Source organism: Arthrobacter psychrolactophilus, from assembly GCF_003219795.1.
GTDB lineage: Bacteria > Actinomycetota > Actinomycetes > Actinomycetales > Micrococcaceae > Specibacter > Specibacter psychrolactophilus.
This window is the reverse complement of record NZ_QJVC01000001.1, coordinates 169,136-196,050: the sequence shown is the minus strand read 5'-3', so window position 1 is coordinate 196,050 and position 26,915 is coordinate 169,136. Positions and strand designations below refer to the sequence as shown.

The window sequence follows — 26,915 nt, the reverse complement described above, 5'->3', positions numbered from 1 at the left end:
CGCCTAGCTGTCTTTCCCTAGGCGGCGACGAGCCACCACGAGCAAGGCGATGACCAGACCCACCAGCACGACGCCGAGGCCAATGACACTCCACGGCACGGCACTTTCATCGGGCGCCGTTTCCGGGGTAGTTTCGGGCTGGGCTTGAACCGAAACAACAGGCCCCGCACCCACCGCCGCGCCAGCAGTTGCGGTCGATGCTGATGTGGCGGTAAAGGTGAATTCCCCTTCAATGGGGTGCGAGTCCGAGGACACCAGACGCCACTTCACGGTGAATTTGCCGGCCGGTGCGCCCGGGCGCACATTTTGCGTGGCCACGGTATCTAAAACATCCACACCCCCGAGGCTCCAGTCTGTTCCGGAGGAGTCCACGACCATGATCTGCGAACCAATCACAGCGGGGGTATTGCTCATCGTGATCTCAATTTTCGCCGGAACAGCATCAACCGTTGAGCCATTCGCGGGCGTTGTTCCGGTCACCGCGTCGTGCGCCAGAGCTGCCGTCGAAGACCCTAACAACAAGAGCAGCACAGCGAAAAGTGCGGCGAAAGTGCGTTGCACCAGCTTCTGTGGTGTCATGTTCGTCTCACTCGAGCGCTGGCTGGCGGGATTCATCACGGCAGGTAATCCTTTGAAAGTTATGGCACGGGCACCTCACGGTAACGCAGAAACTTGGGAGTTTCCCCCAAGAACCCGGCACTTAGGCGAGCCGCATCACTGACTCACGTCCCGCCGTCGTGCCTTGGGATCAAGGCAAAACCTCAATTGACGCACAATCCCACGGCGCGGCGCAAGCGGCTAGGATTTCCTCGGTTAACTATTCTCTTTTTTCTTCGCCCGGAGGGCTCCATATGGCAACGAAGACGGCACCGCGCCTGTCTGCGGTCGACAAGTATTTCAAGATTACCGAACGTGGCTCGAACTACTCGCGAGAAATTCGCGGCGGCTTCGCCACCTTCTTCGCCATGAGCTACATCGTGGTGCTGAACCCGCTGATCCTTGGCGGTGCCGACTCATCAGGTGGCGAGCTCGGGCTCGAACGCATTGCCGCTGTGACGGCATTCGTGGCCGGTATCCTGACGATCCTCATGGGCGCCTGGGCCAAGCACCCCTTCGCCATGGCCGCCGGTTTGGGCGTCAACGCGTTCATTGCCGTCACGGTCGCCACGAACCCGGGTCTGACCTGGGCCGACGTGATGGGTCTGGTGGTCATTTCCGGTATCACGATGTTTGTTCTGGTGCTGACAGGCTTCCGAACGGCTGTGTTCAAGGCCGTACCGGAAGGGCTCAAAACCGCCATCGTGGTGGGCATTGGTATGTTCATCGCCCTCATCGGTCTGGTCAACGCGGGCTTCGTACGCCGCATCCCCGACGTTGCCGGAACCACCGTTCCCGTAGGCCTCGGCTTTGATGGCAAGCTCATGGGCTGGCCCACCGTGGTCTTCGTTGTTGGCCTCGTGCTGACGATCGGCCTCGTGGTTCGCAAGGTCAAGGGCGCCATTCTGATCGGCATCTTGGTCTCCACCGTGCTGGCGAACATCCTGGAAATGACGTTGCACATCGGCCCGTCCTTCGACGGCACCACCGAGAACCCGCAGGGCTGGTCACTTGTTGCACCGCAGTTCTCGGCGTGGTCCTGGCCCGACCTGTCCCTCATCGGTCAGGTCAACATCTTCGGCGCCTTCAGCAAGTTGGGTGCCCTGGCTGCCATTCTGCTGGCCTTCGTGATCCTGCTGAGCATCTTCTTCGACGCCATGGGCACCATGGTGGGTCTTGCTGCGGAGGCCGGTTCCGTGGACAAGGATGGCAACATCCCCGACGTTGACAAGGTTCTGCTCGTTGACGCTTTCGGCGCCATCGCCGGTGGTGGCGCTTCCGCTTCCTCCAACCAGATCTATGTTGAGTCCGGAGCGGGTATCGGTGAGGGTGCCCGCACGGGTCTGGCCTCGGTCGTGACCGGTTTGCTCCTGCTCGCGGCCATGTTCGCCACCCCGCTGATCAAGCTGGTTCCCTTCGAAGCCGTTGCCCCCGCCCTCGTGGTGGTTGGTTTCATGATGGTCTCCCAGGTGGGCAAGATCGATTGGTCCGACTGGGGCATTGGTATCCCGGCCTTCCTGACGTTCACCTTGATGCCGTTCACCTACTCCATCGCTAACGGTCTCGGCGCCGGCTTCATCGCCTTCGTGCTGATCCGTCTCTTCCAGGGCCGTGCCAAGGAAGTACACCCCTTGATGTGGGCTGTTGCCGCAGCGTTCATGCTGTTCTTCGGCATCGGTGTCGTGGAAGAAATCTTCGGCGTGAACTAAGCTGCCGATCTGAGTGGCAGTTGTTACCTGATTTCGCCGTTTTGGGGGCGTTTTCACGTAACAACTGCCACTTAGTTTTTTAAGCGGTGCCACCGGGTGGGTCTGTCATGGCAGACGGCAGCCTTGCGTTCGGGCTAGTTTTCTCCGGCGACCTGCGGTTCGCTAGAACCATGGACTTTTCTTCCCTCACGATTGATATTCCGCCCGCCTCCTGGACTGGCAGGAACGACGGCGCAGAGCCCGCCCACCGCCGTTGGTGGCAGCGCGTGGCCACCACGCCCGAACCCTCGCTGAGCGCCACCCTGCCCGGTCCCGCCGCGCTGCTTGGCTTCAGCTCCGATGCCGGGGTGCTCCGCAACCACGGCAGGGTTGGCGCGGCCGCGGGCCCGGCCGCCATCCGCTCGGCCCTTGGGTCGCTCGCCTTCCACGGTTCCCGGAGCATTCTGGACGCGGGCGATATCGCGGTCAGCGACGACGCCCTCGAGGAGGGTCAGGCGCGTGCAGGTGCTGCGCTGACAACACTGCTCGACGCCGGATACCTCACGTGTGCTTTGGGCGGGGGCCACGAGATCGCTTTTGCCAGCTACCTTGGGGTGGCCAACACGGCGGCGGTGGCCAATGGGGCACGGCTCGGTGTGCTGAATCTTGACGCCCACTTTGACCTCCGGGACGCCCCGGCACCAAGCTCGGGCACCCCGTTCCGCCAGATGGCCCACGCCGAAGCCGCCGCTGGACGCGAACTCAATTACGCCGTCGTTGGTATCAGTGAAGCCAACAACACGCGCGCACTCTTTGACACGGCCCACGAGCTGGACGTGAAATATCTGCTGGACGAGGACTGCTCGGCGGAGCGCACGGCCGCCTTCGTGGAGGCGTTTCTGGCCACCGTGGACGTGGTGTATCTGACGATCGATCTGGATGTGCTGCCCGCGGCCGTGGCGCCCGGGGTCAGCGCACCGGCCGCCTACGGGGTGCCGCTGCCGGTCATCGTCTCCGTGTGCCGTCAGCTCGTGGCCAGCGGCAAGCTGTTCCATTGCGATGTGGCGGAGCTAAACCCCGAGTTCGACATCGACAGCCGGACGGCAAAGGTCGCCGCCCGGCTCATCGATACGCTGCTGCGCTAAGCGTCAGTTCGCCCCGGCGGTGACCTCGTCTTCCAGACCGTGGCCACCCTCGAACTGCGTCATGTAGAGCTTGTAGTAGGCGCCGCGGCGGGCCAGGAGCTCGTCGTGGTTGCCTTGCTCCACGATGTCGCCATCCTCCATCACGAGGATGGTGTGGGCGTCGCGGATCGTGGAAAGCCGGTGCGCGATGACGAACGAGGTTCGATCCGTGCGCAGGGCGGCCATGGCGTGTTGGACGAGGAGCTCCGTGCGGGTATCCACGGAGGAGGTAGCCTCGTCGAGGATCAGCAGGGAGGGCGCAGCGATGAAGGCCCGGGCAATCGTGAGGAGCTGGCGTTCACCGGCCGAGACCGTTCCGCCGTCGGCGTCGATGACGGTGTCATAGCCGTCGGGAAGCTGCCTGACGAAGCGGTCGACCATGGTGGCCTTGGCCGCGGCAACAATTTCCTCGTCGGTGGCATCCAGGCGCCCGTAACGAATGTTCTCGCGGATGGTGCCCTCAAAGAGCCACGCATCCTGGAGCACCATGCCCACTTGGGAGCGCACCTGCTCGCGGGAGAGCTCACGCGTGTCCACACCGTCGAGCAGGATCCGCCCGCCGGTGATCTCGTAGAAACGCATGATGAGGTTCACGAGCGTGGTCTTGCCGGCGCCTGTGGGGCCCACGATGGCCACGGTCTGGCCCGGCTCAACGGTGAGGGACACGTCGCGGATGAGCGGGGCATCCGGGGCGTAGCTGAAGGAGACATTCTCGAAACGGACATGTCCATCCGTCCGCTCCGGCATGCTGGCCGAGTCTTCCTCGGCCTCCTGCTCCTCGGCGTCGAGAATCTCAAAGGTTCGCTCGGCGGAGGCCACGCCCGATTGAATCATGTTGGCAATGCCCGCCATCTCGCCGATGGGCTGTGAGAACTCACGCGAGTACTGGATGAAGGCTGTGGCATCACCGAGGGTCAGCTGCCCCGTGGCCACCCGCACGCCACCGACGACGGCGACCAAAACGTAGGAGAGATACGAGACAAATTGCATGGCTGGCATGATCATGCCGGAGACGAACTGCGCCCCGAACGATGCCTTGAAGAGGTGATCATTGCGGTCATCGAACTCGGCCAGCATTTCCCGGTCGCGGCCGTAGGCACGGACAAGTTCCAGCCCGGAGAACGTCTCTTCAATATGCCCATTGAGCGATCCGGTGTGCTTCCACTGTGCGGCAAAGAGCTTCTGCGAGCGCGTTCCAATGACGCCGGCGATGACGGCAGAGAGCGGCAAGGCAATGAGGGCGATGAGGGCCAGCTGCCACGACACGATGAACATCATGACGCCGATGCCGATCACGGTCAGGGCGGACTGGACGAGTTGCGAGAAGGCTTGTTGCAGCGCGGCCTGAATATTGTCGACGTCGTTTGTCACGCGAGACATCAGGTCCCCGCGCTGACGAGTGTCAAAGTAGCCCAGCGGGATGCGGTTGAGTTTGCGTTCAATGTCCTCGCGTAGCTTGAAGACAACGCGCATGACGAGGGCGTTGAGCAGGAATCCCTGGAGCCACATGAGCGTTGAGGCCACCATGTACAGGACCAGGACAATGAGAATCAGGCGGCTGAGCTCGACAAAATCAATCCCGGCGCCGGGCACGATATTGGCCTTGGTGAGCATGTCGGCGAATTGTTCGTTGCCGGCGGCGCGTTGCGCCGCGACGAGAACCTCTAGCGGAACATCGGCTGGCAGCGTCGCGCCGATGACACCGTTGAAGATGACGTCCATAGCCTTACCCAAGATCTTGGGTGCGATGACGGTCAGGACCACGGAGGCCGCGACGAGTGCGATCACGACGGAGAACATCACGCGCTCGGGGCGCAGCAGGCCCGTCAGCCGCTTGACCGAGGGCCAGAAGTGCTCGGCCTTCTTCGCCGGGGCACCCCCGAACATATCCCCGTCGGCTTCGGAGGGTCGGTATTCCTCGACGAGCTCGTCGTCAGGCTGGGCAAGCGCTACGGCCGCCTTGGGGTCTTGCCCCTTGCTCTTGCGCGCCATCAGGCAACCCCTTCAATGCTCAGCTGCGATTCAACAATTTCTCGGTAGGTCTCGTTGCCTTCTAGTAATTCATCGTGCGTTCCGGAGCCCACCACCTGGCCGTTGTCCAGGACGATGATGTGGTCCGCCTCCCGAATCGTGGAGATGCGTTGTGCCACGATGATCACGGTGGCACCCTCGGTAGCACTGTGCAGGGATTCGCGCAGCCGCTGATCCGTGGCCACGTCGAGCGCGGAGAAGGAATCGTCAAAGAGGAAGACGCGAGGCTTGGCCGCGAGCGCGCGGGCAATACACAACCGCTGCCGCTGGCCGCCGGAGACGTTGCTGCCGCCTTGGGCGATGGGGGTCTGAAGCTGCTTGGGCTTCTCCGTGACAAAGTCCTTGGCCTGGGCCACCCGGAGCGCCTCCCACAGCTCGTCGTCGTTTGCATCCGGGCGGCCAAACTTAAGGTTGGAGGCCACGGTGCCGGAGAACAGGTATGGCTTTTGCGGCACGAGTCCCACGAGCGAGGCCATCTGGGAGCGGCTGAGGTCACTGACGTCGACCCCGCCGATGCGCACCGTGCCTTCCTGCGGGTCAAAAAGTCGCGGGATGAGATTCAGCAGGGTTGATTTGCCCGAACCGGTCGAGCCGACAATCGCCGTCGTCGCTCCTTGCCGGGCGGTGAAGCTGACCTTGTTCAGGACCGGCCGTTCTGCCCCCGGGTAACCAAAGGAGACCTCGGAAAATTCGACGGCGTGACTCACCGGAGCCGCGACCCCGGCAGGAACCGCGAGACTCGGCTCGGCCGAAAGGACCTCGTCAAGGCGTTCTGCCGCGATGGCCGCGCGGGGAATCATCATGACCATGAACACGCCCATCATGACGGCCACCAGGATCTGCAGGAGATACTGCAGGAAGGCCGTCAGGGAGCCAATTTGCATCTGGCCAGCGTCCACACGGTGCCCACCAAACCACAGCACTGCGGCCGTGGCTAAGTGCAGGATCATCATGATGAGGGGGAACATGAGCACAAACAAGTTACCGACGCGGACAGAGACACGCGTCAGATTTTCATTCGCTTCGCGGTACCGTTCACCCTCGAACTTCTCACGCACAAACGCCCGGATCACCCTGATGCCCACGATTTGTTCGCGCAGCACGCCGTTGACCGTGTCGATCCGTTCCTGCATTTCCCGGAACAGCGGAAGGAGCTTCACGACAAGGAAGCCCACCACGATGAACAGCAGCGGCACCGAAACCCACAGCAACCAAGACAGGCCGATGTCTTCACGCAGCGCCATGATGATGCCGCCGATGCACATGATGGGTGTGGAGACCATGAAGTTCAGGGTCATCAAGACCAGCATCTGAACCTGCTGCACATCGTTAGTGTTGCGGGTGATCAGGGTTGCCGTGCCGAAACGGCTCACATCCAGGGCGCCGAGAGCGTTGACTCGGTAGTACACCTCGCGGCGCAGATCGCGGCCGATCGCCATGGCGGTGCGGGCGCCAAAGTAAATGCCACCAATCGCGGAGACCACCTGAACGAAGCACACCACCACCATGGTCAGGCCCGTTGACCAGATGAAATCGGTATCCCCCTTGGAGATACCTTGGTCAATAATCTTGGCATTCAAACTGGGAAGGTACAGTGCAGCAATCGTGGAAATCAATTGCAGAATCAGCACCGCAACGACCCAAGTCCAATAGGGGCGCGCATGGTGGAGGGCCAATCGGGCGAGTTTCACAGGGGGAATCCAATTCGAATAGATATTTGAACTTTCGCTACCTCCGAACATTATCCATGCCCGTCCCCACTCTGGCAATAGCCAAAATTGCCCCAAACCGGCCCCCTCGAGAGTGGTGTTTCGGAGCCATTTTCGCCCCCTGTGAAGCTATCCGAGGCCATCCCCGCCACCGGTTGGCCGTGCCACGGGTGCTCCTGCCGAAAATGCCATAGTTAGGCATTCTCGCCACAAGTCGACCTATGGCGAGAATGCCTAACTATGGCATTTAAGCGGAGGTAGCCCGGAGGGCCCTAGTTCAGTGGGCCGGTGGCCTGCTCGGCGGCCGCACGGATCGCACCGGAGCCCACCAAACGATCGGCTTCCTCGAGCTCGGGCGAGAGGAAGCGGTCAGATCCCGGACCTTGCACCGTTGCGCGAAGTACCTCAAGCACAGCCGCGCCAGCCGGACCGGGAACCAGTTCGCCGTCGGACATGGAAGTACGCATGTCGATGGCGCGAGTGGCCGTGACCAGCTCAATGGCCAGGACGCGACGCAGATTCTCTACCGACTTCCGCAGCTTGCGGGCCGCATGCCAGCCCATGGACACGTGGTCCTCCTGCATGGCGGAGCTCGGGATGGAATCCACGGATGCCGGAACGGCCAGACGCTTGGAGTCCGAGACCAGGCCGGCCTGCGTGTACTGGGCGATCATGAGGCCCGAATCCACGCCGGGGTCACCCGCGAGGAAGGCGGGCAGGCCATGCGAGCGGGCCGGATCCAGCATGCGGTCGGTGCGGCGCTCGGCGATCGAGGCCACATCGGCAGACACGATCGCGAGGAAGTCCAGCACGTAGGCGACGGGCGCGCCATGGAAGTTGCCATTGGAGGAGACCCGGCCATCGGGAAGAACCACGGGGTTGTCGATCGAGGCGGCGAGCTCGCGGGTGGCGACCATGAGGGCGTGGTCCACGGTGTCGCGGGCGGCTCCAGCAACCTGCGGGGCGCACCGCAGCGAGTAAGCGTCCTGCACACGGGAATCGCCCACCCGGTGGGAGGCGACGATGGGCGATTTAGCCAGCACGCGCAACATATTGTCGGCGCTGGCGGCTTGGCCCGGATGCGGGCGCAAATCCATGTGCAGTTCAGGGAGGAAGACCTGGTCGGTACCCAACAGGCCCTCAACGCTGAGCGCGGCGGTGATATCAGCGGTGGTCAGCAGGAGGCGCAGATCGGCGATCGCCATGAGGAGCATGCCGAGCATGCCGTCGGTGCCGTTGACCAGCGCCAGGCCTTCCTTCTCGGCGAGCTCGATCGGGGTGATGCCGGCCTCGGCGAGGAGTTCCGGCACGGGACGCACCACGCCATCGGCTCCGGCAGCCTCGCCCTCACCCATAAGCACGAGCGCGCAATGCGAGAGCGGAGCCAGATCCCCCGAGCAGCCGAGCGAACCAAACTCGCGGACCACGGGCGTGATCCCGGCGTTGAGGACATCCACCATGGTCTGCACCACCACGGGGCGCACACCGGTACGGCCCGAGGCCAGCGTCTTGGCGCGCAGGAACATCAGCGCCCGCACCACCTCGCGCTCCACGGCCGGGCCCATGCCGGCGGAGTGGCTGCGGATGAGCGACTTTTGCAGCTGCGTGCGCATGTCCTGCGGGATGTGGCGGTTGGCTAGGGCGCCAAAGCCGGTAGAGATTCCGTAGGCCGGTGTTTCCGAGTGGGCCAGCTTCTCAATATGTTCCCTGACGCGTTCGACGCCGGCCAGCGCCTCTGCACTGATCACGACTTTGGCGTCGTGGCGGGCCACGGCGATGACATCTTCGGGGGTGACGCCCGAGGACGAGAGGGTGACTTCGTGGGAGCGAACGGCGGCAGTCATGGCGGAATCCTTTAGTGGTGCGGTGGTCTTACCTCTCACTATTGCGCTAAATCACGCGGAAATCTTCGCCTCTCGACGCGGACTGTCCGGGATGCCAGACCCGGCACCGCGGACTAGGCCTCGCGTCGGCCGTAGATTCGCACCGATAGTTCCTGGGCGGCTTTTGCGACCCGCTGCGCTAGATCCGGCCACTTCTCGGCTGGCACCTTGTCCTCGAGGAACGTCACGGCGACGGCGGCCACGGGCCACCCGAGATGATCCGTCACGGCGGCCGCGACTGAGCCAAATCCGTCGGTCACCTCACCATGCTCGGTGGAGTATCCGCGGATTCGCACCTGATCTAGATGCGAGGAAAGCGTGGAGTACTTGGCGATGGGCTCCGGCACGTCGGTGCGCGTGCTGAAGGCTGCGGCGTTGGGGTAGAGCGCCCTGACTTGAGATTTCGGCAGCGCCGCCAGAATGGCGCGGCCACTCGCCGTGAGGTGACTGGGCAGGCGCACGCCAACGTCGGTCACGAGTGAGGGACGATTCTTGGCCCGCTCCTCCACGATGTACACCACATCGCGTCCGTGCAGCACGGCGAGATGGGCGCTTTCGCCAATCTTGTCCACGAGATTAGCCAACAGGGGGCGCCCCAGCCGGGACAGCGGCTCCTGCCGTGAATACGCACTGCTGAGCTCGAAGGCCGCAACACCCAAGCCGTAGCGCTGTTCCTCATGCAGGTGCATGACAAAGCCGCTCTGCTCCATGACGCCCAGGAGGTGATAAACGCTGGAGCGCGGAAGCTCCAGAGTTGTCGCAATCGTGGAAGCCGCCAGAGGGCCACGCTTCGAGGACAATAGTTTCAAGATGCGCAAGGTATTTTCGGCGGCCGGAACCTTGGAGGAGACCTTCGCGGGCAGCTTAGCGGCTGACGGCAAAGGCGCGTTCTTAGTTGAAGCCCGTTCAGGAATTGTCATAGCCCCTCAGAATAGGTCCGGTAACGCGGTCACCGTGCCCACACTATAGAATATTGCAGTCTGAAATCCCAGATTTTGCGGCGCCGTTACGCCTTTTTGGGCATTATTTGCTCAAAACAGTGAGGCTCGCCACCACATATTCGCCAGGAGTGGCTCAGCCCACATGGCACTCAGTGTTAGAAAGCTCACGCATGAACCCCAAGGGATCTGTCCTGACCCGCGGCTTGAACGCCCGGCACATCCGCTTCATGGCGCTTGGCTCGGCGATCGGCACGGGCTTGTTTTATGGCTCCTCGAGCGCCATTCAAAAGGCTGGCCCCGCGGTGCTCTTGGCGTACATCATCGCTGGAGCAGCCGTCTTCATGGTCATGCGAGCCCTGGGCGAGCTAGCCGTACGCCATCCCGTGTCAGGTTCCTTTGGCCAGTACGCTAGCCGCTACCTCGGACCACTCGCCGGATTCATCACCGGATGGACATATGTCTTTGAAATGGCCATCGTGGCGATTGCCGATGTGACGGCCTTCAGTATCTATATGGGCTTCTGGTTCCACGACGTGCCCCGCTGGATCTGGGTTCTGGCCATCATCTTCTTCCTTGCCGCCATCAATCTGCTCAGCGTGAAGGTCTTTGGCGAGCTGGAGTTTTGGTTCTCCATCGTCAAGGTCAGCGCCATCATCGCCATGATCGCCGGTGGCGTTGCCATTATCGTCTTTGGCTTCCATGTAGAAGGCGGCGAAGCAGTTCCCGGCTTGAACAATCTCGTGGACCACGGCGGCTTCATGCCCAATGGCTGGGTGGGGCTGCTCGCAGCGTTCGCCGTCGTGATGTTTGCCTTTGGTGGCATTGAAACCATTGGTGTGACCGCGGGCGAGGCGGCAAATCCCGGCAAGAGCATTCCCGCGGCCGTCAACACGGTCCCGGTACGCATCTTGTTGTTTTATGTTCTGACCCTGGGTGTCCTGATGACCTTGATTCCCTGGAATGAGATCACGGGCGAGACGAGCCCCTTCGTGCAGATTTTTGACTCCCTCGGCATCCCGCTGGCCGGTCACATCCTCAACGCTGTCGTGATCACGGCGGCCCTCTCGGCCATCAACTCCGACATCTTTGGCTCGGGCCGGGTCCTCTACGGCCTGTCCCAGCAGGGTCATGCCCCGGCGGTCTTTGGCAAGATCTCACGCTCGGGAGTGCCATGGATGACGGTGGTCCTCATGACCGGAGTGCTGCTCGTGGGCGTGGTCCTGAACGCCACGATTCCCGAGGATGTATTCCTCATCATCGCCTCGATCGCCACCTTCGCAACCGTGTGGGTGTGGATCATGATTTTGGTCTCCCACATCGCGATGAAGCGTGAAATCGGGCGCAAGACCCTGGCGCCGTCGGCCTTCCCGGTCCCGCTGTGGCCGCTGGCGTCGGTCCTGACGGCGATCTTTATGGCCGGCGTCATCGTCTTGCTCGGTATTTACCCCGACACCCGCGTGGCTCTGTATGTGGGCGCCGCCTGGCTCATCGTTCTGACGCTGGCCTTCAAGCTGTGGGTGCGTGGCAAGGGCCGCGAACGCGCGCAATTGCTCGATACAACACCCGCGCAGTAACTACTCCTGCAGTTCCTCATCCCGGAGCACTAAGGCGCTCTGGCCGAATTGGCGCACCTTGGTGTTGTCCCACAGTTGCGCTGGCATGGCTCCGCCGAGGAGCGTGCGCGGTAATCCGGCACCGTCACCCAGCGGAGCGTCGCTTCCGGCAATGATGATATTGCCGGAGCGGCGCCCCTTGAGCATGGGCGGATCGGCAATGATTGCCGTGAACTTAAACGCGTCAGCGATCGTGGCCGCTTCCCGGCGGGCGTTGATGAGTGCGGAGGAATCCCCGCAGTTCACAACATATACGCCGCCAGGAATAAGTACCTTCTTGGCTTCCTGCGTGAATTCGGCCGTGGTGAGGGCGTGCGGGGTTTTCGATCCGGCAAAGACGTCACGGATGATCAGGTCCCGGCTGGCCTCCGTCAAGGACTGCGTGACCTCCCGGGCCTCCCCCACGCGAATCTTCAGACGCGGTGCACGGGGCAGGTCAAACCAGTCACGGACGTAGTTGGCCAGCTTGCCGTCGATCTCGACCACCACATTGCGTGAATTCGGGTAGGCCGCGACTAAATAGCGGGGCATGGAGCACGCGGCACCGCCGAGGCTCAGGGTGCGCAGCTTCTCCCCCGGTGTCCAGCGGTCCTGCACCAGGGCCATGATCCAGCGCATATATTCAAAGTCCAGCCGCAACGGCTCGGCGAGATCCACGTGCGAGCTCTGCACACCGTTGAGCATGAGCAGCCAGCCGTTGGGGTTATCGCCGTCCGGAATCAGCTCGGCCTTGCCCGTGTCGGTCGTGTACATTCCCGCGACGGGACCCTTGAGTGCCACATCCGGCTCCACCACGACGTTTTTGGGCGCGCGTTGGCGGCCCATCAGATGCCGTCCTGAGCAGGTGCGGCGGCCTTCTTTGGGAGCACGGTGATGACCGATGCGGCCACGAGCAGGATGGAAACGATGAACAACATCACGGTTCCGGATCCCACGGAAGCATTCACGGAGAACGCACCAAAGTTGCTGGATGAGTCACCCACATTGGCCATCAAGCTGATCGTGACAATCAAGCTAATGAGTCCCACCACGATTCCAACGATGGCGGCTGCAAGTTTGGCCCATTTTGCGTTCTTCACGATCGAGGTCACGCCTAGCGCGAGAACGGCCAGCAGGAACACCAGCAGCATGACGCCCACGCCCTCTGCGTCTTCACCAAAGAACGACACCTTTTGCGAGATTCGGTTGCCAAATATCGAGGCCGAGGCACTCGCGGCCGGCAGGAACAAGCTCATGAAGCCCATAAACGCCAGGACGGGGATAGCGAAAGGGGCCCACATCTGCCAGCCACCGTCGCGCTGTGCGGTGCGTGCGGCGTCGGCCGCCGCGGGAGCCACACGGGTTGTCAGGAAGTCCTTCGCCTCCGAGGCCAGTTGCTTCGCGCCACCGGCGATCTGGGCCACGGCGTCTTCGGCCGACCTTGCTTCCTGCATGATTTCACCCGTGGCGAGGGCGTTTTGATACTCGCTCATCGTCGCCTCGCGGCCGTTGTTCCTCTGGAATTGTGCGGCCCAGGCCTCGGAACTCATGGCAGCAAGCTGCGGTGCCGGGGCCGGCACGGACTGCTGGGCAATCCACTCGGCCAGCGCGGGATAGCAGTTCGGGTGTGCCGAGATGGCCGGCCACAGATCCTCACGGGCGCCCGCAAGCTCGGCCAGGGTCGCCGCGCCGATGCTCGCATCCGCCATGTCGGCCAGGGTGTAGCTTGCCGGTTCTCGTACAGTCATCTTTTCGGTTCCTTTACATTTTCCCGTGGAGGATCCGCCGTCTCGATTGGCCCCCACCAGATGTAAATCATAGTTAGGTTAACTGGGGTGTCAGATTCTCGGCCCGGAAAAGTACGACGGCGCTCACTCGGCTAGGGCGTCGAGCGCACCTTCCAGACGGGCTACTTTGCCGCTCAGTTCACCCGTGTGGCCGGGGCGAATATCGGCCTTGAGCACGAGGGAGACCCGACTTCCATACTGCGCCACAGCCTCTGTGGCTCGCTTGACGACGTCCATGACCTCATCCCAGTCACCCTCGATCTCGGTGAACATGGAACTCGTGTGATTGGGCAGGCCCGATTCGCGCACGACCTTCACGGCCGCCGCCACGGCGGTGTGCACCGAGGCGTCATCGCCCGTGCCCGCCGGGGTATCTCCCGGGGTTCCGCTGGGTGCTACTGAAAATGCCACAATCATGGTTGTCTCCTCGTGCGGTTATGTATTCCTTGGCGCTATGAGTTTAAGCCCAACCCAGTAACCGTAACCCGGCGGCCGCCGCGGCCCCGGCCAGAACAACCACCAGAAAGGGAGCCTTGAACCATAGGGCGATGGCCGCTGCCACAAGAGCGCCAAGCCGGGCATCGATGACGACGCCAGTTCCTGCCGCCGCGGCGTTCACGACCGTGAGCGAGGCCAGGAGGCCAATCGTGAGCGTGCCGGCGACGCGTGACATGCGCGGATTGGCGAGCACCTTGGCGGGCACTAAATAGCCCAGTAGTTTTGTCGCATAGGCCACGGCGGCGACAAGGAGGATCCACAACCACATGTTCATGGTGTCTCCTCTTCTCGGGTTGTCCCGGCCTGGTGTGAGTGTGCGGGGCGTTGATACGGGTCAACGTCGGGTTCTAGGCCATCGCCGATGTGCCCCGGAGCATGATCGGGCGCCGTATCGCGACGGAACCAGCCGATCAACGCTGCCACAAGAGCCGCCACCAAAATGGGGACGCCGGGCGGCACGAACGGCACCACTAACAAGGTCACCACGGCACACACGATCGCGATCGCGGCGGGTTGGAGGGCCTTGATGCGCGGCCATAGGAGGCCAAGGAAGGCAGCCACGGCCGCACCGTCGAGGCCCCATTGCTTGGGATCTCCAAGTGCATCGCCAATGGCAGCCCCCACCGCCGTCATAATGTTCCACAGGATAAAGACCCCAACACCCGCCACCCAGAATCCACGCTTTTGCTCATCCGGATCGCTTTGCCCTGTGGCGGTTGCTGTGGATTCATCGATCGTGACATGCGCCGCGGCAAAGCGCCGCCAGCCGGTTGGCCGCAGCAGTGCGTTGAGCTGCATGCCATACACGCCGTTGCGGATACCTAGCAGGGCGGAGGCACTCATGGCAGCCAGCCCCGTGCCGCCGGCCGCCACGACGCCAATGAAGGCAAATTGTGAGCCGCCGCTGAAGAGCAGCAGGCTCAACACCATGGTTTGCCAGAACGTCATGCCGGAGGCGGCCGAGAGTGCGCCGAACGACACCCCATAGAGTCCCGTGGCGATGGCGATCGAGGCCCCGATCTTGGCTGCGGGCGAATCCCTAAGTTTCATCGTCCCTATGTTTTCATGCCCTGGCCGGGCAACTCATGTCCGTCCATATGGCAAGAACGCTCTCACCCCTGAATGAGCGTGATGGGTTTGGTGTTGGTGTCAATTGCATCCGGGGACAGGCTGAGGTTTTCGGTGCCGTGCAAGGCGTCGGCCGCGCGCACGAGCGCCAGATGCGAAAACGCCTGGGGGAAGTTCCCGGCCATCCGTCCCTGCTCCATGTCATATTCTTCGCTCAGCAGGCCCACCTCATTGGCCAGGCCCACCAGGGTGTCCATGAGCGCAAGGGCGTCGTCCCGTCGGCCAGAGTGCGCGTATTGTTCCACGAGCCAGAAGGAACACGCCAGGAAGGGGTGCTCACCCGGTTCAAGCCCGTCCAGGCCCGAGGCTGTTTGATAGCGCAGGATCAGCCCATGGCGGTCGACGAGTTCGTGTTCCAAGGCGGCAACGGTGCCCAGCATTTCCGGGGAGCGATAACTGACAAAGCCCACCTGTGGCAGGACCAGCAAGGAGGCGTCGGTGGTGGTGCCACCGTAGGTTTGCGTGAAGGTATTGAGCTCCTTGTTGAAACCATGCTCCATGATCTCGTCGTGGAGCATGTCGCGAAGTTCTTCCCACCGCTCCAGGGGGCCTTCCAATCCGTGATCGCGGACGGCCCGAGCGCCACAATCAAAGGCGGCCCACATCATGACGCGGGAGTGTGTGAAGTGCAGCAACTCCCCGCGCATCTCCCAGATGCCGTGATCCTTGGCCGCAACGTGCTTTTCGACAAAGCCCAGCATGGCCTGTTGCAACGGCCAGGAGAAGTGGTCCTCGTGACCTCCGGCGAGCCGCAATTTCTCCAACGCGACGAGGACCTCGCCCACCACATCTGCTTGGTACTGCCCCACGGCCCCGTTGCCGATACGGACAGGGAGGGCGCCCTCGTAGCCGGGCAGGTGGCTGAGCTCCCCTTCCGGCAGCTCACGTTCTCCGGAGAGCCCGTACATGATTTGCAGATCTTCTGGAGCTCCCGCGACGGCGCGCAACAGCCAGTCACGCCATTTCAGCGCCTCGTCATCGAAGCCATGGGTCAGCATGGCCTCAAGCGTCAGAGCCGCATCGCGCAGCCAGCAGAACCTGTAATCCCAGTTCCGGGCGCCACCAAAATCTTCGGGCAGGGAGGTGGTGGGCGCCGCGACAATGCCGCCGGTGTCCTCGTGTGTCAGGGCTCGCAGGACCAGCAAGGAGCGTTCCACGATGGCCGCGTATTTCCCGTCCTGGTTGTACCGGATAGCCCAGTCTTCCCAGTAATTGACGGTTTGTTCCAGGGCAAAGTCAATGTCGATCGCGTGAGGAACCGGGCGATGCGAGGGATACCAGGTGAGTTCTTGCTGCATCATCTCCCCCGCCGCGACCAAAAATGTGCCAGCGTGTTCCAGGTCGACGGCCTCGGGTAGCTCGTCGCCGCGCAACACCAGAGCGTCGGGTCCGGCCACGGCCACAATCGCCTCCGAGCCGTCGTCGGCGTCCATGCGACGCACCCAGGGCAACACCTTGCCGTAGCCGGGACGCACACTGATGCGTTCACTGATTTCCACGCTGCCGCGCAATCCCTCGACGCGGCGCACCACGGAGGCGCGGCGGTCTTTGACCGGCATAAAGTCGGTGACCCTGACGGAGCCTTCCGGGGTGTCCCAGACGGTTTCCAGCACAAAGCTTCTGCCCAGATACTCCCGGTGCGCGACGGTGGCCTCCGGATGGCTGGGCGCGAGCAGCCAGCGGCCGTGGTCTGCCGTCCCCATGAGCGCGGTAAAGACCGAGGGGGAATCAAAACGCGGAAAACACAACCAGTCGATGCTCCCATCCCGGCCCACCAGGGCGGCCGTGTGCAGATCCGAAAGCAGTGCATAGTCTTCGATTCGCGATGCCATGGTTACATGCAATCACATGCCGTCAAGCCCGGCCCGGATCTCACGCGGCTTATTGGTTGTCACCTGGGTGACTCCGGACCTCAGGCAAAAAGCGAGATCTTCGGGACTATCCACCGTCCAGACCCGCATGGTTCGGCCTTCCCGCACCCATTTTTCGCCGTTGTCTGGGTAGGTGCGCAGGTACTCGACGCCGGGTCCGGCGAGATGAGCGACGCCGTCGTTCACTAATTTTTCCCCGACAGCCCGGGCGCGGCGCATGACGAAGGCAACGAGTTGACCGACGAGGGGCCCGCCACGGAATTTCTTGGTGACACTCTTCACATCGATCAACTCCAGCAGCTGGCAGAGATGGGCGCGTGGAATCCTCGCGGCCAGATACTTCACGGCCGAGGGACGGAAACTCATGAACGAGATCTCGATGTTGCCCACCACGGAGGTTTCCGGGGTCCAGCCAAGCCTGCGCAAGGTGGCCAGGGTGGTCTCGATCAGGCGCGGGCTAAATTTGGTGCCGTACTTGAACTCGATGGCCAGACCAATGGGCCTGTCGGCGCCCGCCAGAATCTCCAGCAACTCCGGCAGGGTGAGTAACTGATTTTCCGTGGTGCCATACTCGGCCGGGACGGTGGCCCCGTGCCAGGAGCTGAAATCTAGTTCGCGCAATTGGGCCAGCGTCTTGGTCGACACGGGCCCGGTGCCGTTGGAGGTGCGGTCCAGATTTTCATCGTGGAGCAGGATGAGCTCACCATCGGCCGTGAGGTGAAGGTCGCACTCAACCCCGTCGGCGCCGTCGGACAGGGCCTGTAAATAAGCGGCACGGGTGTGTTCGGCATAGGCCGCACTGGATCCTCGATGGGCGTAAATCTGAACTGTCATATCATCACGCTACGCTTACTTCATGGCGCAGACACAGAGGCTCGATCGACCAAGCACCACACCCCATCCCGACGTTGCCAAGGCCACGGCCCTGAAACGAATGAAGAATATTGCTCTGGGATTGCTGATCTTCATGGCGGTGGTGTTTTGCTTTGCCTTCGCGCTGCAGCAGCAGTTCCCGTGGCTCGCCTATGTGCGCGCGGCGGCCGAGGGCGGCATGGTGGGTGCCTTGGCCGACTGGTTCGCCGTCACGGCGCTCTTCAAGTACCCCATGGGTCTGAAGATCCCGCACACCGCCATCATCCCCAACCGCAAGGATGAGATCGGTGCATCGCTGGGCGACTTTGTCGAGACCAACTTTCTCTCCGAAGACGTCATCTCACAAAAACTGGCCACGACCCAGATCGCTCAAAAAGTGGGGCAGTGGCTCTCCAAACCGGCCAGCGCTCAGCGGGTGGCTACCGAGGGAGCCGCGGCGCTGCGCGGAGCCATCGAGGTATTGAAGGACGACGACGTCAAGGACGTCATCGAATCCATGGTGCGCAAGCATCTGCTGGATCCTCCGTGGGGACCGCCCATCGGCAAGGTCGCCGAGCGAATCTTCGCGGAGGGGCACCACCACGCCCTCGTTGATCTGTTGGTTGACCGCTCCACGACCTGGGTGCGTAGCAATCACACCACCATTTCTGGTCTGGTCACCGACCGCTCCCCCAGCTGGGTTCCGCAATTTGTGGACGGCCTGGTGGGCGACAAGATTTACACCGAGATCTATAAGTTTGCCCGCGCCGTGCAGGATGACCCCCGCCACGAGGTGCGTCTGCAGCTGGACAACTATCTGCAGCAGCTGGCCCAGGAACTCCAGCATGACCCGGCCATGATCGCCAAGGCCGAGTCGATCAAGGCGCAGGTTCTGGGAGATCCCGAGGTGCGGGAGTTGGCCGGGAAGACCTGGGACACCATCAAGACCGCTTTGACGACCGCCGTCGAGGACCCCACCTCGGAGCTGCGGCTCAAGTTCACCGGTGTCGTGCAGGAATTCGGCACCCGTCTCGTGGAAGATGCCGAATTGGCGCAGAAGGCCAACACCTGGATCGCCAATGCGGCCTCCTACCTGGTGGGCACTTACAAGCACGAGATCACCTCGCTCATCACCGACACGGTGGCCCGCTGGGATGCCGAGGAGACCTCGCAAAAGATCGAGCTTCAGGTGGGTAAGGACCTGCAGTTCATCCGGATCAACGGCACCGTGGTGGGCTCCCTCGCGGGGTTGGCGATCTTCACGGTGGCCACCCTCGTGTTCGGCTAGAACTTACCTCCCGAGCACCGAGTCACTTCCCGCGGCGCAGAGCCCTAGGTAACTTTGGCGCTTTAAGTGCTTTCGGTGCCTTCGCGGTGACTTCTAGTTCGGCGAGCAGCAGTTCCGGGATCTCCAGCGGCGCCGGGCCGAACGCACTGTTGGCCGAGGCGATCACGGCCCGGCCCATCATGAAGTTCCCGACACCGCCAAAGGCGGCGCCGATGCCAAAGGGCAGGGCCTTGCCCACAACCGAGGCGCTGCCCCTGGCCGCCAGTTTCTTGAGGAACATTTTTTGCATGGGTGCCACGAGGCCCTTGACGGTGGTTAACGGCAGGCCCTTGCTCACCGTCTTGCCCCACGCCTGCATGGGTGTTTTGCCGGTGCCCAGCGCATGACCCGTCAGTCCGGCCAGAAGTGCCTGACCTTCCTTGCCGAGGATGATGGTCATGACGGCAAGTTGGGCGCTCTCCGGATCTTGGAGCCTGACCCCATGGAGCTCGGCAATGGATTGGGCATACAGCGCCGTCGCCTCGAGGAAAACAACGGTTGCGGCCGCCGAAATCGACAACGCCACCACGGTTCCCACGCCGGGGATGATGGCCGTGGCACCAATCGCTGCGCCACCGCCGGTGACGCTATTGAGGAAGTCGCGCTCGAGGCGCTGGCTGAGTTCAAAGGCTGTCGCGTTCGGATGACGCTTCCGCAGCCGCCGCAAATTTGCCAGCACGAGCGGACGCTGCACCTCGACGGCCTTGAGCAGCATATTGTGCACCACGGGCGTGGGCATGCCCTGCTGATCAAAAGCCGCATTGGCCGCGATCTGAACTGCCGGATTGGGCTTGATTGCCGACTTCGTGAATCCGGGACCAGCGGGCATTCCTACGTGGTTAAGGTCTTTGCTTGCCATAAATTCTCCCTGCAGAGTCTGTGGTCTAAGGGTAACCGGCAATCCTGACAGGAAGGCCGAGTTCACTCACGGGAGAACAGCGGCCCGTGACGCTATGGACGTGACGGGATGGTCGACGTCGTTCCTCAGCTAGGCACGAAGGAGCCGGTGACGTGCCCGGTCAAGAAGGAGGAGACGTCGGCCAGTTCGGCGGGACTCGTGGCATGCCCCATCCCGGCATAGCGCGCGGTGGATAACTCGGTGTTGGCCGCGAGCCACTCCTGCGTGAAGGCCGTAGCGTCGGGATTGATCACGAGGTCGGCGGAGTCGTAGGCCCACAAGAACGGGATTTTTCGTTCGAGTGGCTCCATCGTGGCCAGGAGCTCGTTGTGCAACACAAAACCAGATAAGCCCACACCCGCCGTGAAGCTCTGCGGGCGCAGGCGCATGAGGGTTGTCGCCATGGCCATGCCTTGGGAATAGCCCAGCACAGACACACTGCTGAAGTGATATCGGGCCATGACGGTGTCCAGCCAGGCCAGAACGCCCGAGGCCGCGGCGACGACCTCGGCAAAGTCATTGTTGAGGAAATAGTCCAGCAGGAACCAGCCATAGTCGCCCGAGATGTCCTTGGGGGCCCGGGGCGCCGCGCAGGTGAAACCCTGAGGCAGGGAGGCGAAGAGCTCAGCCATGCGGGACTCGTCCGAACCGTAGCCGTGCAACATCAGCAGCAGCGGGGTGCCGCCTCGCTGTTCCTCCGGCCGGGACCACACCACGGTATCCATGCCCCAAGACTACTGGGCAACGCATGGTTTGTGCCCTGTTCACCTCTCATTCAACCGTTGGACCCCTTGCCGTTTTCCATGGCTGACAAGGTGGGCGCAACGCACATTTCGATGGAAGGTAAGCCATGAATGATTTGAAGAAGCTTTTGCCGATGCTCGGTCACACACGAGGAAAGCGGAGCGCCGTCACATGCATGCTCAAGTGTGACAACGCTTGTTCCAAGGCCGTCTGCAACACCTCCTCGAACAACTACTTCCGCGACATCGCCTCCGCCGAATTCTCCCGCCGCTCGGCGCTGGGCATCGGCCTGGCCGGCGCACTCAGTGCCGCCGTTTTGGTGCAGGGACAGAACTCCAACCAAGGGCACAACGGTGTGGGTAACAACGGCAAGGGCGGCAAGTTTGCCTTTACTCCCATCGCCCCCGTTGACGCCTCTGTTGACGCGTTCAACGTTCCCGAGGGTTTTGACTGGTCGCCCATCATTCGTTGGGGCGATCCGATCTTTGCCGATGCTCCCGATTTCAACTTTGCGCAGCAAAGCCCCGCAGCGCAGGCCGGCCAGTTTGGATACAACAACGATTACACCGAGATCCTGCGCCAACCCAATGGCAAAAAGGGCCTGCTGATCTGCAATCACGAGTACGTCAACCCGCAGATCATGTTCCCTGCGGCAGCGGCCTCCCCCGCCGAAGCGGCCGAACGTCGCGCGATCTTCCGCAATGCCGTGGGCATGAGTGTTGTGGAGCTGGAACGGGACAAGAAGGGCCAGCCGTGGAGCTATATTCGTGGCGGCAAGCTGAACCGCCGAATCACCGTCGATACGGAATTTGAACTGACCGGCCCACTGGCAGGCTCCGACTTCGTCAAGACCCTGGCCGATCCCGCCGGCACCAAGGTGTTCGGCACCTTGGGCAACTGTGCTGGCGGCACCACGCCGTGGGGCACCATCCTCTCGGGCGAGGAGAACTTCAACGGCTTCTTCCGCACCAACGGCACCTCGGTTGAGGACCGCCGCTACGGTCTGGGCAACAGCGCCACGGGCATGGGCTGGGAGCAGGAAGACCCGCGCTTTGACGCTCGCGGCGAAGATTACCGCAACGAACCCAACCGTTTCGGCTACATCGTGGAGATCGATCCCGAAAACCCGAACTCCACCCCGAAGAAGCACACGAGCCTTGGCCGTTTCAAGCATGAGGGCGCCAACGTCATCATCGCCGACAACGGCAAAGTCGTGGCCTACTCCGGCGATGACGAGCGCTTCGATTACCTGTACAAGTTTGTCTCCAAGAACAAGTACAAGAAGAACAACAAGGCCCACAACATGACGCTCTTGCAGGAGGGCGATCTGTACGTTGCCCAGTTCGCAGGCAACTCGGCCGCGGAAATCGATGGCTCCGGCTCGGTTCCCGCCGACGGCGCCTTCGATGGTTCCGGCAGCTGGCTGCCGCTGGTGGTGGGCGGTAAGAGTGCCATCGCCGGCATGAGTGTCCAGGAAGTCCTCGTCTACACGCGCCTGGCGGCCGACAAGGCCGGTGCCACCAAGATGGACCGCTGCGAAGATGTCCAGCCGAGCCTGCAGACCGGCAAGGTCTACGTGGCCTGCACCAACAACACCAAGCGTGGACTTCCTGGTCAGGCCGCGGCCGACGAGAGCAACCCGCGCAGCGAAAATCGCGATGGCCACGTTGTCGAGATCACCGAGAAGCGCAACGACGCCACCGCCACCTCCTTCAGCTGGAACCTGCTGATGCTGTGCGGCGATCCGGCGAAGAACACGGAAGCGTACTTCAGCGGCTTCCCGGCCTCGCAGGTCAGCCCCATCTCCTGCCCCGATAACCTGGCCTTCGACACGCAGGGCAATCTGTGGATCTCCACCGACGGCGCCCCCTCGGTCATTGGCTACAACGATGGTCTGTTCAAGGTGGGACTGGAAGGTAAGAACCGCGGCAACGTCCAGCAGTTTGCCTCCATGCCGCGCGACGCCGAGACCTGCGGACCGGTCATCCACGATGACGAATCCCTCGTGTTTGTTGCCGTGCAGCACCCTGGCGAGGACGGCAGCTACGGCGCCAACACATCTTTCTTCCCCGACTACGTAGCTCAAGGAACGACGCCGGCACCTGGCCAGGTGCGTGCGCCCCGTCCCTCGGTGGTCCAGATCTTCCCGAAGAGCTAGCCTCCTCCCCCCAACCCGCCCCTTATCGGTGCGGCGAACGGTTCCCACCGCTTGCCGCACTGATAAGGGGCGGGTTTTTGTGTTGTGGCGAGGAGTATCAGCCGCACCACCAACAGCGGAATCTGTGTTTATGTGGGAACTGCGTTGACAAACAAAGATAAACACAGATAGAGTCATATGAATCAACATCGTGACGCCCGTCACGCATCAAAGTCGCTGCGGAAGGACCGCCATGTTTGCTGAAGAACGGCAACGCAGAATCGCCGAACTCGTCGCCGCTCAGGGCCGCGTCAGCGTCCATGAACTGGCCGAACTCTTTTCCGTCACGCAGGAAACTGTGCGCCGCGACCTCGCCACGCTGGAAGAATCTGGCCATCTGCGCCGGGTCCACGGCGGGGCGGTTGGCAGCGATCGGCTCACGCGTTCCGAGCTGAGCCTGAGCGAACGCCAAAGCCAGCGCCTGGACGAGAAGCAGCGCATCGCCGCAGCGGCCATGGCCTTGGTCCCCAACGCCCCCACGGCCTCGATCCTGCTCGACTCCGGCACCACCACGGCGGCTCTCGCCGAACTTTTGACCGGCTGGACACCCGTCAACGTCGGCGACGAACTCCTGGTCATCACGAATTCCTTGCCCACCGCGGCGTCCCTGAGCAACAACAAACACCTCCTTCTGGACATCGTTGGCGGCCGCGTCCGTGGTCTGACGAGCGCCGTCGTGGGAGCCCGCGCCACCGAGCAGCTCGGCGCGCTGCGCCCCGATATCGCCTTCATCGGCGCCAACGGCATCCACGAAGACTTTGGCCTGAGCACCCCCGACCCCGTTGAGGCAGCCACCAAGACCGCCATGGTCCGGGCAGCGCGCCAGGTGGTCGCCCTCGCCGATGCCTCCAAGCTCGGCACCGAAACTCTTGTCCGCTTTGCAACCCTCGAGGAGATCGACACCTTGATCACTACAACAGCACCCTCCCCCGAGCTTGCCGCCGCCTTGGCCGCTGCAGGCGTTGAGACCGTGATCGCATGATCCTCACCCTGACCCCCAATCCCAGCCTGGACCGCACGATCGAGCTCGCGGGTGTCCTCGAGCGTGGCGAGGTGCAGCGCGCCACCGCCGCCTCCCAGCACCCCGGCGGCAAGGGCGTGAACATTGTCCGCGCCCTGGCGGCGTCGGGCATCGAGTCACTCGCGCTGATCCCCGGTGACGCGGATGACGCCGTCGTGCGTGCCCTCTGCGTGGAGAACATTCCGCACCTGACGCTGCCCATCGGCGCGGCCCTGCGCAGCAATGTGGCCATCACGGAGCCCGACGGCACCACCACCAAGGTCAACGAGCCTGGCCCCACTCTCTCCCCCGAGCAGCTCGCGGCCCTCTTGGCCTTGACGGTGGAGAAGTCCGACGGCGCGGGCTGGCTCGTGCTGGCCGGCTCACTTCCGCCGGGGGCGCCGGATGATTTTTACGCTCACGTCATCGACGCTGTGCGTGCCGCCTATGGCGCAAAGGCCCCCAAGATTGCCGTAGATTCCTCCGGAACACCCCTGCTAGAAAGCCTGCGTTCGGCTCCGGACCTCATCAAACCCAATGGTGAGGAACTGGCCGAACTGTTGGGCACCGACAACGGGGCAGAACTCGAATCCAATCCCACCCTGGCCGCACACACGGCCTCAGCGTTGCTGACACGTGGTGTTGGAGCAGTCCTGGCAACCCTGGGCTCCAAAGGCGCCGTGCTCGTATCCAAGGATGGCAGCTGGCACGGAAATGGACCTGCCATCGAGGCAAAAAGTACCGTCGGCGCGGGCGACTCCGCCTTGGCCGGATATCTGTTGAGCACCCTCCGCGGCGATTCCGCGCAGGCCTGCTTGCAGCAAGCAGTGGCCCATGGGGCGGCCGCCGCTTCCCTCCCCGGAACCATGGTTCCGTCCGTCGCACAAACTAACCCCGCCGCCGTCGTCGTGACGGCCCTGGCCTAAGTCGAAGAGAAGCTGACATGACCACTCTTATCAACACCGACTTGGTGCTCCTAGATGCCAATCTCGGCACGGACACCACCTCCGTTATCCGCCATCTGGCCGAACTCATTGCAGAGACCGGCCGAGCTTCAGCGGTTGAGGGCCTCTTCGCCGACGCCCTGGCCCGCGAACAAAAAACTGCCACGGGAGTTCCCGGGGGCATCGCCATCCCGCATTGCCGTTCCGAGGCTGTTCTTGAGCCCACCTTGGCCATGGCCCGCTTGAACCCGAGCGTTGACTTCGGCGCTAAAGACGGCCCCGCGGATATTATCTTCTTCATCGCCGCCCCCGCGGGCGCCGATAACGCCCACCTGAAATTGCTCTCCAAGCTGGCCCGCTCTCTTATTAAGAAGGACTTCACCGCGGCCCTGCGCGCAGCGACCACCCCTGCCGAGATCGTGACCCTCGTTGACGAAGCCCTCGCGGACAAGCCCAAGGCGGCAGCCGCACCGGCAGTTCCGGCAGCTGCAGAGCCCGCCGCGGATACCGCAACTACCCGCCAGAAGCGGATCGTTGCCGTAACGGCGTGCCCCACGGGCATTGCTCACACGTACATGGCCGCCGACTCCCTGGTGCTCGCAGCCCAGGAAGCTGGCGTTGACCTGCAGGTCGAGACACAGGGCTCCGGGGCGGTAACTCCCCTGGATCCGGCAGTGATTGCCGCCGCCGATGCCGTGATTTTTGCCGTGGATGTCGATGTGCGTGGCAAGGAGCGCTTTGCCGGCAAGCCCGTCATCAACGCACCCGTCAAGCGCGGCATTGATGAGCCGGCCAAGATGATTCAGGAGGCCCTCGCGGCCGCCGACAATCCCAACGCGCACCGGGTGCCGCACTTTGGCGCCGAGGAAACCGCTGACCAGAAGGCGCAGTCATCGGGCGAGAGCCTAGGCGCCAAGATCAAGAAGGTGTTGCTGACGGGCGTCAGCTACATGATCCCCTTCGTCGCCGGAGGAGGTCTGCTGATCGCACTGGGCTTCTTGCTCGGTGGCTACGACGTGACCGACGTTGCCAAGGATGTGGTTCTGCAGAACAGCCTCTTCAACCTGCCTGACGGCGGACTCATGATTTACCTCGGCGCCGTTGCTTTCACTATCGGCAACCTGTCCATGAGCTTCCTGGTCCCCGCACTGGCCGGCTACATAGCCTTCGGCATCGCAGACCGGCCAGGTATTGCACCGGGCTTCACGGCCGGCGCCATCGCCGTCTTCATGGGCGCGGGCTTCCTCGGTGGCCTTGTGGGCGGTATTCTTGCCGGCCTCGCGGCGTACTGGATCGGCAGCTGGCAGGTACCGCGCTGGTTGCGTGGCCTCATGCCTGTTGTCATCATCCCGCTCTTGGGTTCCATCATTGCCTCCGGCGCCATGCTCTTGTTCCTCGGCGCACCCATCGCCGCCCTATCCAACGGCCTCAACAGCTGGCTGACAGGCATGACCGGCACCTCCGCCGTCATTCTTGGCATGATCCTCGGCCTCATGATGTGCTTCGACCTCGGCGGCCCGGTCAACAAGGTTGCTTACGCATTCGCCGTCGCCGGCCTTGGCACGGGCACCGCCTTGAACCAGGCTCCGTGGGAAATCATGGCGACCGTCATGGCCGCGGGCATGGTTCCGCCACTGGCCTTGGCCCTGGCCACCGTGCTGGATAAGAAGCGCTTCTCACTCGCTGAGCGCGAAAACGGTAAGGCAGCCTGGCTGCTCGGAGCCTCGTTCATCTCCGAGGGTGCCATCCCGTTCGCTGCGGCCGATCCCCTGCGCGTCATCCCGGCCACTATGGTTGGCGGTGCCATCACCGGCGCCATGACCATGGGCTTCCATGTCACCTCGCAGGCACCCCACGGCGGAATCTTTGTCTTCTTCGCCATCGGCAACGTCGGTATGTTCATCTTGTCCATTGTTGTTGGCACCATCGTGTCAGCCCTCGGAGTTGTGGCACTCAAACGCTGGGCTGTTCGCAAGCCCGTTGATAGCCTTGCAACAGCACAGCCTGCAAGCCAGGGCAACTAGGATCTGACATGATTTTCGAA

22 protein-coding genes are annotated in these 26,915 nt (G+C 62.7%); 8 read left to right on the top strand and 14 right to left on the bottom strand.

Features of this window, described 5'->3' with window-relative positions; genetic code table 11:
• Positions 1 to 3: 3 nt before the first annotated feature.
• Positions 4 to 615, bottom strand: a complete 612-nt coding sequence (locus tag CVS30_RS00870) for a copper resistance CopC family protein (RefSeq protein ID WP_245934385.1) — start codon at positions 613 to 615, stop codon at positions 4 to 6.
• Positions 616 to 851: 236 nt separating this feature from the next.
• Here CVS30_RS00870 and CVS30_RS00865 point away from each other — a divergent pair, with 236 nt between their 5' ends.
• Together CVS30_RS00865 and hutG are read left to right on the top strand one after the other, a co-directional pair.
• Positions 852 to 2,306: an NCS2 family permease gene (locus CVS30_RS00865; protein ID WP_110483441.1), complete on the top strand. Its 1,455-nt coding sequence runs from the start codon at positions 852 to 854 to the stop codon at positions 2,304 to 2,306.
• A 170-nt stretch (positions 2,307 to 2,476) separates the two neighbouring features.
• Positions 2,477 to 3,430 carry a formimidoylglutamase gene (gene hutG, locus CVS30_RS00860; RefSeq protein ID WP_110483440.1) on the top strand — a complete coding sequence of 318 codons (954 nt, stop codon included), beginning with the start codon at positions 2,477 to 2,479 and terminating at the stop codon, positions 3,428 to 3,430.
• A gap of 3 nt (positions 3,431 to 3,433) precedes the next feature.
• Here hutG and CVS30_RS00855 read toward each other — a convergent pair whose 3' ends face one another.
• The 4 genes from CVS30_RS00855 to CVS30_RS00840 form a co-directional block, all read right to left on the bottom strand.
• Positions 3,434 to 5,461, bottom strand: a complete 2,028-nt coding sequence (locus CVS30_RS00855; RefSeq protein WP_110483439.1) for an ABC transporter ATP-binding protein — start codon at positions 5,459 to 5,461, stop codon at positions 3,434 to 3,436.
• Entirely contained in the window at positions 5,461 to 7,191 is a 1,731-nt protein-coding gene (locus tag CVS30_RS00850; RefSeq protein ID WP_110483438.1) for an ABC transporter ATP-binding protein, read from the bottom strand. The genes CVS30_RS00855 and CVS30_RS00850 overlap by 1 nt, the downstream gene beginning before the upstream one ends.
• 290 nt (positions 7,192 to 7,481) lie before the next feature.
• A complete protein-coding gene (hutH, locus tag CVS30_RS00845; protein WP_110483437.1) occupies positions 7,482 to 9,053 on the bottom strand; it encodes a histidine ammonia-lyase in 1,572 nt (523 codons plus the stop codon).
• 113 nt (positions 9,054 to 9,166) lie between these two features.
• Positions 9,167 to 10,012, bottom strand: a complete 846-nt coding sequence (locus CVS30_RS00840; RefSeq protein WP_110483436.1) for an IclR family transcriptional regulator — start codon at positions 10,010 to 10,012, stop codon at positions 9,167 to 9,169.
• Positions 10,013 to 10,203: 191 nt separating this feature from the next.
• Here CVS30_RS00840 and CVS30_RS00835 point away from each other — a divergent pair, with 191 nt between their 5' ends.
• A complete protein-coding gene (locus tag CVS30_RS00835) occupies positions 10,204 to 11,607 on the top strand; it encodes an amino acid permease (protein WP_110483435.1) in 1,404 nt (467 codons plus the stop codon).
• Here CVS30_RS00835 and CVS30_RS00830 read toward each other — a convergent pair whose 3' ends face one another.
• The 7 genes from CVS30_RS00830 to CVS30_RS00800 all read right to left on the bottom strand — a co-directional run bounded on the left by CVS30_RS00830 (position 11,608) and on the right by CVS30_RS00800 (position 17,743).
• The gene (locus CVS30_RS00830; protein WP_110483434.1) at positions 11,608 to 12,471 is read right to left on the bottom strand and encodes a spermidine synthase; all 864 of its coding nucleotides are present in this window, start codon (positions 12,469 to 12,471) and stop codon (positions 11,608 to 11,610) included.
• Complete coding sequence (locus tag CVS30_RS00825) at positions 12,471 to 13,373, bottom strand: variant leucine-rich repeat-containing protein (RefSeq protein ID WP_110483433.1); 903 nt, start codon at positions 13,371 to 13,373, stop codon at positions 12,471 to 12,473. Before CVS30_RS00825 ends, CVS30_RS00830 begins: the two co-directional genes overlap by 1 nt.
• Before the next feature lie 123 nt (positions 13,374 to 13,496).
• Positions 13,497 to 13,829, bottom strand: coding sequence for a thiamine-binding protein (locus CVS30_RS00820; protein WP_110483432.1), 333 nt, complete (start codon positions 13,827 to 13,829; stop codon positions 13,497 to 13,499).
• A gap of 43 nt (positions 13,830 to 13,872) precedes the next feature.
• Positions 13,873 to 14,184, bottom strand: a complete 312-nt coding sequence (locus CVS30_RS00815; protein ID WP_110483431.1) for an AzlD domain-containing protein — start codon at positions 14,182 to 14,184, stop codon at positions 13,873 to 13,875.
• Positions 14,181 to 14,960 carry an AzlC family ABC transporter permease gene (locus tag CVS30_RS00810; protein ID WP_110483430.1) on the bottom strand — a complete coding sequence of 260 codons (780 nt, stop codon included), beginning with the start codon at positions 14,958 to 14,960 and terminating at the stop codon, positions 14,181 to 14,183. The genes CVS30_RS00815 and CVS30_RS00810 overlap by 4 nt, the downstream gene beginning before the upstream one ends.
• Positions 14,961 to 15,022: 62 nt before the next feature.
• Positions 15,023 to 16,870 (bottom strand): glycoside hydrolase family 15 protein, encoded by a 1,848-nt coding sequence (locus tag CVS30_RS00805; RefSeq protein WP_110483429.1) that lies wholly within the window; start codon positions 16,868 to 16,870, stop codon positions 15,023 to 15,025.
• Between the two features lie 12 nt (positions 16,871 to 16,882).
• Entirely contained in the window at positions 16,883 to 17,743 is an 861-nt protein-coding gene (locus CVS30_RS00800; protein WP_110483428.1) for a glycerophosphodiester phosphodiesterase, read from the bottom strand.
• A 22-nt stretch (positions 17,744 to 17,765) separates the two neighbouring features.
• Here CVS30_RS00800 and CVS30_RS00795 point away from each other — a divergent pair, with 22 nt between their 5' ends.
• Positions 17,766 to 19,049: a DUF445 domain-containing protein gene (locus tag CVS30_RS00795; protein WP_110483427.1), complete on the top strand. Its 1,284-nt coding sequence runs from the start codon at positions 17,766 to 17,768 to the stop codon at positions 19,047 to 19,049.
• A 22-nt stretch (positions 19,050 to 19,071) separates the two neighbouring features.
• Here CVS30_RS00795 and CVS30_RS00790 read toward each other — a convergent pair whose 3' ends face one another.
• Both CVS30_RS00790 and CVS30_RS00785 read right to left on the bottom strand, forming a co-directional pair.
• Entirely contained in the window at positions 19,072 to 19,947 is an 876-nt protein-coding gene (locus CVS30_RS00790; protein WP_181419641.1) for a hypothetical protein, read from the bottom strand.
• Between the two features lie 125 nt (positions 19,948 to 20,072).
• Entirely contained in the window at positions 20,073 to 20,711 is a 639-nt protein-coding gene (locus CVS30_RS00785; protein WP_110483426.1) for an alpha/beta hydrolase, read from the bottom strand.
• Positions 20,712 to 20,836: 125 nt separating this feature from the next.
• Here CVS30_RS00785 and CVS30_RS00780 point away from each other — a divergent pair, with 125 nt between their 5' ends.
• The 4 genes from CVS30_RS00780 to CVS30_RS00765 all read left to right on the top strand — a co-directional run bounded on the left by CVS30_RS00780 (position 20,837) and on the right by CVS30_RS00765 (position 26,895).
• Complete coding sequence (locus tag CVS30_RS00780; RefSeq protein ID WP_110483425.1) at positions 20,837 to 22,888, top strand: PhoX family protein; 2,052 nt, start codon at positions 20,837 to 20,839, stop codon at positions 22,886 to 22,888.
• A gap of 232 nt (positions 22,889 to 23,120) precedes the next feature.
• Positions 23,121 to 23,909: a DeoR/GlpR family DNA-binding transcription regulator gene (locus CVS30_RS00775; protein ID WP_110483424.1), complete on the top strand. Its 789-nt coding sequence runs from the start codon at positions 23,121 to 23,123 to the stop codon at positions 23,907 to 23,909.
• Positions 23,906 to 24,853, top strand: coding sequence for a 1-phosphofructokinase family hexose kinase (locus CVS30_RS00770; RefSeq protein ID WP_110483423.1), 948 nt, complete (start codon positions 23,906 to 23,908; stop codon positions 24,851 to 24,853). Before CVS30_RS00775 ends, CVS30_RS00770 begins: the two co-directional genes overlap by 4 nt.
• A 17-nt stretch (positions 24,854 to 24,870) precedes the next feature.
• Positions 24,871 to 26,895, top strand: coding sequence for a PTS fructose transporter subunit IIABC (locus tag CVS30_RS00765; RefSeq protein WP_110483422.1), 2,025 nt, complete (start codon positions 24,871 to 24,873; stop codon positions 26,893 to 26,895).
• Positions 26,896 to 26,915 lie beyond the last annotated feature (20 nt).

Excerpts from the sequence above, each read along its gene's own strand:
- CVS30_RS00870 (WP_245934385.1), bottom strand. The coding sequence starts at position 615 with ATGAATCCCGCCAGCCAGCGCTCGAGTGAGACGAACATGACACCACAG.
- CVS30_RS00865 (WP_110483441.1), top strand. The coding sequence starts at position 852 with ATGGCAACGAAGACGGCACCGCGCCTGTCTGCGGTCGACAAGTATTTC.
- hutG (WP_110483440.1), top strand. The coding sequence starts at position 2,477 with ATGGACTTTTCTTCCCTCACGATTGATATTCCGCCCGCCTCCTGGACT.
- CVS30_RS00855 (WP_110483439.1), bottom strand. The coding sequence starts at position 5,461 with ATGGCGCGCAAGAGCAAGGGGCAAGACCCCAAGGCGGCCGTAGCGCTT.
- hutH (WP_110483437.1), bottom strand. The coding sequence starts at position 9,053 with ATGACTGCCGCCGTTCGCTCCCACGAAGTCACCCTCTCGTCCTCGGGC.
- CVS30_RS00840 (WP_110483436.1), bottom strand. The coding sequence starts at position 10,012 with ATGACAATTCCTGAACGGGCTTCAACTAAGAACGCGCCTTTGCCGTCA.
- CVS30_RS00835 (WP_110483435.1), top strand. The coding sequence starts at position 10,204 with ATGAACCCCAAGGGATCTGTCCTGACCCGCGGCTTGAACGCCCGGCAC.
- CVS30_RS00830 (WP_110483434.1), bottom strand. The coding sequence starts at position 12,471 with ATGGGCCGCCAACGCGCGCCCAAAAACGTCGTGGTGGAGCCGGATGTG.
- CVS30_RS00825 (WP_110483433.1), bottom strand. The coding sequence starts at position 13,373 with ATGACTGTACGAGAACCGGCAAGCTACACCCTGGCCGACATGGCGGAT.
- CVS30_RS00820 (WP_110483432.1), bottom strand. The coding sequence starts at position 13,829 with ATGATTGTGGCATTTTCAGTAGCACCCAGCGGAACCCCGGGAGATACC.
- CVS30_RS00815 (WP_110483431.1), bottom strand. The coding sequence starts at position 14,184 with ATGAACATGTGGTTGTGGATCCTCCTTGTCGCCGCCGTGGCCTATGCG.
- CVS30_RS00810 (WP_110483430.1), bottom strand. The coding sequence starts at position 14,960 with ATGAAACTTAGGGATTCGCCCGCAGCCAAGATCGGGGCCTCGATCGCC.
- CVS30_RS00805 (WP_110483429.1), bottom strand. The coding sequence starts at position 16,870 with ATGGCATCGCGAATCGAAGACTATGCACTGCTTTCGGATCTGCACACG.
- CVS30_RS00800 (WP_110483428.1), bottom strand. The coding sequence starts at position 17,743 with ATGACAGTTCAGATTTACGCCCATCGAGGATCCAGTGCGGCCTATGCC.
- CVS30_RS00795 (WP_110483427.1), top strand. The coding sequence starts at position 17,766 with ATGGCGCAGACACAGAGGCTCGATCGACCAAGCACCACACCCCATCCC.
- CVS30_RS00790 (WP_181419641.1), bottom strand. The coding sequence starts at position 19,947 with ATGGCAAGCAAAGACCTTAACCACGTAGGAATGCCCGCTGGTCCCGGA.
- CVS30_RS00785 (WP_110483426.1), bottom strand. The coding sequence starts at position 20,711 with ATGGATACCGTGGTGTGGTCCCGGCCGGAGGAACAGCGAGGCGGCACC.
- CVS30_RS00780 (WP_110483425.1), top strand. The coding sequence starts at position 20,837 with ATGAATGATTTGAAGAAGCTTTTGCCGATGCTCGGTCACACACGAGGA.
- CVS30_RS00775 (WP_110483424.1), top strand. The coding sequence starts at position 23,121 with ATGTTTGCTGAAGAACGGCAACGCAGAATCGCCGAACTCGTCGCCGCT.
- CVS30_RS00770 (WP_110483423.1), top strand. The coding sequence starts at position 23,906 with ATGATCCTCACCCTGACCCCCAATCCCAGCCTGGACCGCACGATCGAG.
- CVS30_RS00765 (WP_110483422.1), top strand. The coding sequence starts at position 24,871 with ATGACCACTCTTATCAACACCGACTTGGTGCTCCTAGATGCCAATCTC.